The organism is Flavobacterium sp., from assembly GCF_024305175.1.
Taxonomy (GTDB): Bacteria; Bacteroidota; Bacteroidia; order Flavobacteriales; family Flavobacteriaceae; genus Flavobacterium.
The window spans coordinates 1-4,706 of sequence record NZ_JAMWYY010000064.1 but is presented as its reverse complement, the minus strand read 5'-3'; the positions used below and the strand labels follow the sequence as shown (position 1 = coordinate 4,706).

Annotated in this window: 3 protein-coding genes and 1 pseudogene; all 4 read right to left on the bottom strand. The window is 42.8% G+C overall.

Annotation, left to right across the window (positions count from 1 at the left end; translation table 11 throughout):
• Nucleotides 1-2,095 (bottom strand): annotated as a pseudogene (locus Q0K96_RS12775) (SprB repeat-containing protein); the annotation flags it as partial.
• 16 nt (nt 2,096-2,111) lie between these two features.
• Nucleotides 2,112-3,239, bottom strand: a complete 1,128-nt coding sequence (locus tag Q0K96_RS12770; RefSeq protein WP_297334371.1) for an ABC transporter substrate-binding protein — start codon at nt 3,237-3,239, stop codon at nt 2,112-2,114.
• 53 nt (nt 3,240-3,292) lie between these two features.
• Nucleotides 3,293-3,883 (bottom strand): tail fiber protein, encoded by a 591-nt coding sequence (locus Q0K96_RS12765; RefSeq protein WP_297334370.1) that lies wholly within the window; start codon nt 3,881-3,883, stop codon nt 3,293-3,295.
• Nucleotides 3,884-3,945: 62 nt separating this feature from the next.
• Nucleotides 3,946-4,533: a tail fiber protein gene (locus Q0K96_RS12760; protein WP_297334369.1), complete on the bottom strand. Its 588-nt coding sequence runs from the start codon at nt 4,531-4,533 to the stop codon at nt 3,946-3,948.
• Nucleotides 4,534-4,706: the final 173 nt, after the last annotated feature.

Below are 4,706 nucleotides of genomic sequence, written 5' to 3'. Positions count from 1 at the left end.
ACGGTGACCATGAATAGGTATAACCCGGTGTACCGCCTGTTACATTTACAGTAGCACTACCTGTTGCACCACCAAAACACGCTATGTTAGTTTGCGCCAGCGGAGTAGCATTAAGCGCTGAAGCAGGCTCTGTAATAGTGAATGATTGTGTATCTGTACAACCATTAACATCGGTTACCGTTACTGTATAAGTACCTGCCGAAAGGCCGGTAGCTGTAGCAGCAGTGCCGCCCGACGGTGACCATGAATAGGTATAACCCGGTGTACCGCCTGTTACATTTACAGTAGCGCTACCTGTTGCACCACCAAAACACGCAATGTTAGTTTGCGCCAGCGGAGTAGCATTAAGTACTGAGACAGGCTCTGTAATAGTGAATGATTGAGTATCTGTACAACCGTTGGCATCAGTTACGGTACATGTCCATGTACCTGCAGTAAGCCCCGTTACAGATGTTGTACCATCTCCTGTAGGGTTACCCGGTGTCCAGTTATAAGTATATCCCCCTATACCACCTGTAGCAGCGTTTACTGATGCTGCTCCTGTAGCACCACCAAAACATGCTATATTGGTTTGCGAAGCAGGTGTAAGGTTTAATTCTGTTGGTTGTGTAACTGTAGCACTTACCGTACCGGTACAACCATTAGCATCGGTAATTGTTACCGAGTAAGTTCCGGCTGTTAGGTTAATGCGGTCTTCAGTAGTAACACTACCCCAGTTAAAAGTATAAGGACCTGTACCACCTGTTGGTGTAAGGTTTATTGCACCTGTATTTCCTCCAAAACAAGCTACATTTGTTACAACTGTAGTTCCCGAAACTGCAGAAGTCGGTTGGGTTATAGTGTAGTTCCTTGTAACCTGACAACCAATATTATCAGTAACTGTTACTGTATAAGTACCTGCAACTAAACCTGAAGCTACTGTATTTGTACCCCCGTAAGGTGCCCATGAGTATGTGTAAGGCGCAATACCGCCAGTTACAGAAACTGCCGCAGCACCGTTACTACCGCCAAAACAAGAAACATTGGCCTGTGCACCTGCGGTAGACATGTTTGAGACAGTTAAAGTACCGTGGTTCGAATTGGTCTGGCAAGTGCCATCAATAGCAGTCAGCCTGTACATATATCCATTCATACCTGCCAGCGCACCTGTTATAGTTAAGGTGGTTGTTGTAACGCCTGAGTAAACTCCGCCGTTAGAAAGATCACTAAATCCTGAACCTGTATCTACCTGCCATTGATAAGCAGTAGCCCCTGTAAATGATGCAGTAAAAGTGGTATTATTGCCTGCGCAAATAAACCTGTTGGTCGGATTAGAAGTATTTATTGGGTTAGTACATACCGGAGCATCAGGGGTAACGTTAATACCTGAATAGTTTGAAGGCAGTATACCCAAATCAGTAGTAGTGCTATTTGTCCAGTTAGCAGGATTATTAATAGCTGTCCTTACGGTGCTTGCAGTACCTGTAAGTGTACCGGTATATTTATTGTAGACTACCTCAGGTCCCGGTGCCGGAAAAAGAGCGACACAGTTTACACCATTAGTAAGGCCTGTAGGAACGATAGACTCTGATCCTCCGTTAAGCGGCATGTTATCATTCCATGTGGTGGTTATATTATAGTTAACACTATTATAATCACCATGCACACCCGAAATAAATGTTGGCGAAGCAGGCCTTACCCCGCTTGTACTTTGGTATGCCAGTATCTGGTCGCCACCAAGCAGGTTAAAGTTAACAGCAGAACCTGTGGGGTTTAACTGTGTAACTCCGTTTGAAGAGCCTGTAACCGTAAAGGTATTTGGCGCAGTTTCAATAACAGATACAACCGTACCTATTGTAGTTCCTGCGGGGATTACCCAGGATAAGTGAGGCTCAAACTCATTGTTCCAGCCCGTTGCACTCCACCCTTCTTCAGTAAAATAAAGGGTTTCACCCGCAGGCAGATCCTTTAATGTAATAAAGGTAAAACCATCTGAGCCGGAAGTATTATAACCTATAAAGGCTATATCTCCCGCTGCGAGCGATTGTGCGTGCGTGCCCGTGACTGTAAAGAGCCCCAGGAGCAGCATCAAATAATAATATAATTTTTGTTTCATGTAAAGATTGGATTAATTAATGACATAAGTAAGCGTTGTGCCAGCCCCCAAGCTTAGGAGGTACAGGCATTTGTAAAACCCTTTTCAGGAATCCCCCGTCATTTTTAAGGGTTTCAACCTGTTGAAATGAAAAATTGTTTTCGTCATAGGCAATTGTTTTAAATATATAATGGTTAAAAAATGTTCTGTTGGTTTCGTTATCAAAAGTTATAGTGCCCCTTGGCCCCTCTATAGCACAATTAGTTATTGTGCTGCAAATAGTAGTATAAGATTCTGCTCCCTTATCAATCATTTCACTCAAAAGCAAATATGATTCATAGCCCAGCAAGGCAAAAACCGTTGGCTCTTCGTTATGCTTCTCTTTATAAGAGGTATAAAAATCATCATTAGCCACACCCGGCATCCAGGAGGATACAACAAGAAGTTCTCCTGCTGTATCTTGTTGTATAAAACCATCACTAAGGGTAAATGGCGTTACATAATAAGGATAGCTGCCAAGCAGCGAAGTATTGGATATAAAACCTTTATGCTCCTTTGCATACAGCCCGCTATGAAACGCAACAACCGCATCGGGCGAGGCTGAAGTTATAGTTTGTTGCATACACTCCGGCTCATTTTCCCGTGGCTGGAATGGTGTAATATAATGCCCTGAAAATCTGAGGCCTGCCTCAGTCACTCCGCTTTCCAGCGCCATAAGTAAGCCATACCCGGCATCATAATATGATGTAGAAGTACATATAGTACTGTATCCTTTTTCCTTAAGTGATTTGCCAAGCAGGTAAACCGATTCATTAAGCGCATAGGAGTTAATAAACACACCCTTTCTTTTTACAGAATTAAATGGAAGTGTGGCACCCAATTCATTTATTATCAACACAATATTATTCGATTCGGCATAACTGTACAGGTTGTCAATATTATTGTGCCCGGTAAAAGCAACAAAAACCTGCACATCGTCCTGCAAATGCATTTTCTGCATTTTGTCGATTGCAAGTTTATCATCATTGCCTATCCCAATACTTTCAACGAAAAATTTTACAGGCAGTTGTTTTAGCTTTAACCCCTTTATAAAATCTGTTCCGATATTTTTGTATTGTTCTGACAGCGGATATAATACACCTATTTTTATCTGTTCACTGTTCATCAATATTTTTTTACAAAACAGGCCGGAGCAAACCTGTTGCCCCGGCCTTTTAATTAATTATCTCTTGGCGGAAAAATACCGTATAAACATATACTCGTATATACACCCAGATACGGATCGCGTATGGGGGTGCTGTTATTATATCCTGAATTTGATGTACTGCCTGACAAGGTAGAATGTGACGATACACCGCCTACTATATCATTATATGTTCCTCCTTCAGAAAATATATTTGGTGCGCTGCCGCCAGCCATAAAGGGCAGCGTGCCGCCATCTGTTTCGTTTATTGCGGGGCCTGCTCCTGTAGCAACCCTGGTTATGGTATTTATTTGTGCCATACCGCTTACCAGCTGATGGTTATGAGAGGGAAGATTACTAAGTAGTAAGGTAACCGTTTCAGCTCCTCCTTTTTGCCCCCATGTAATCTGTGAAAGCCCGTTACCTTTACCCGGGTGCACAACAGAGCGTCCGCGCAGGTCAGGCAGGCCAAAAGTAGTTTGCCCGTCTCCGCCATAAGTAGTGCCGATTAACGAGTAAAGAGCCTGGTTTTGGGATATTGGCAGTAGCTGCCCGTCGCAAAAGGCCCATCCTTTAGGTGGAAAACCAAATCCAAAGGCCTTAATTACTCCTATAAATTCATCCATGTGTATTTCTGATTATAATTAATAATTAAATACTGTAGCTGTTAGCATACAGTATTGCCTTTTTAGCTTCTTGGCGGATATATACCCTGTGTACAAATGCAGGTATAAATACCCAGATAAGGGCTCCTTACAGAGAATGGCTGGCTACCGCCTGCGGCTCCTGTGGCGCCGCTAATGTAGCTTTGGCTTGTAATACCGCCCACAGTATCAGTTGGTGTGGCAGATTCTGAATACATGTTAGGTGCCGAACCACCTGCCGCAAAAGGATATGTTCCGTTATCAGGTACATTAACTAAAGGATCTCCGGCTACGTTTACCTGTGTGGTTGTACTTACAATTGCCTGTCCGTCAATTAAAACGTGATTGTGTACAGGCATGTTAAGTACAGTAAGTGTTTCTGTCTCATAACCTCCCATTTGCCCCCATCTTATAGTACTGAAGCCCGGCCCGGTACCCGGATGTACAATAGAACGCCCCCTTAAATCAGGAAGGCCAAAAGTTGTGCGCCCGTCTCCGCCATAAGTTGTGCCTAATAAAGAAAAAAGCGCTGTGTTAGCGGCAATAGACATAAGTTGTCCGTCGCAAAATGCCCAGCCTCGGGGCGCGAAGTTAAAGCCGAAAGCTTTGATTGCTCCTAAATACTCATCCATAATTGTTTAGTTTAAATTGGTTAATAATATTTTTTAGTTAAAAGTACAGTTGTACCATGATTATGGTGAACGCATTTTTACCCGTTTTATAAAAACCGGTAAAAACACTTAATGCTGTAATTACAAAAAGTATATATAATTAAATAATAATTACAGAAAATACTGCAACTACA

Excerpts from the sequence above, each read along its gene's own strand:
- Q0K96_RS12770 (WP_297334371.1), bottom strand. The coding sequence starts at position 3,239 with ATGAACAGTGAACAGATAAAAATAGGTGTATTATATCCGCTGTCAGAA.
- Q0K96_RS12765 (WP_297334370.1), bottom strand. The coding sequence starts at position 3,883 with ATGGATGAATTTATAGGAGTAATTAAGGCCTTTGGATTTGGTTTTCCA.
- Q0K96_RS12760 (WP_297334369.1), bottom strand. The coding sequence starts at position 4,533 with ATGGATGAGTATTTAGGAGCAATCAAAGCTTTCGGCTTTAACTTCGCG.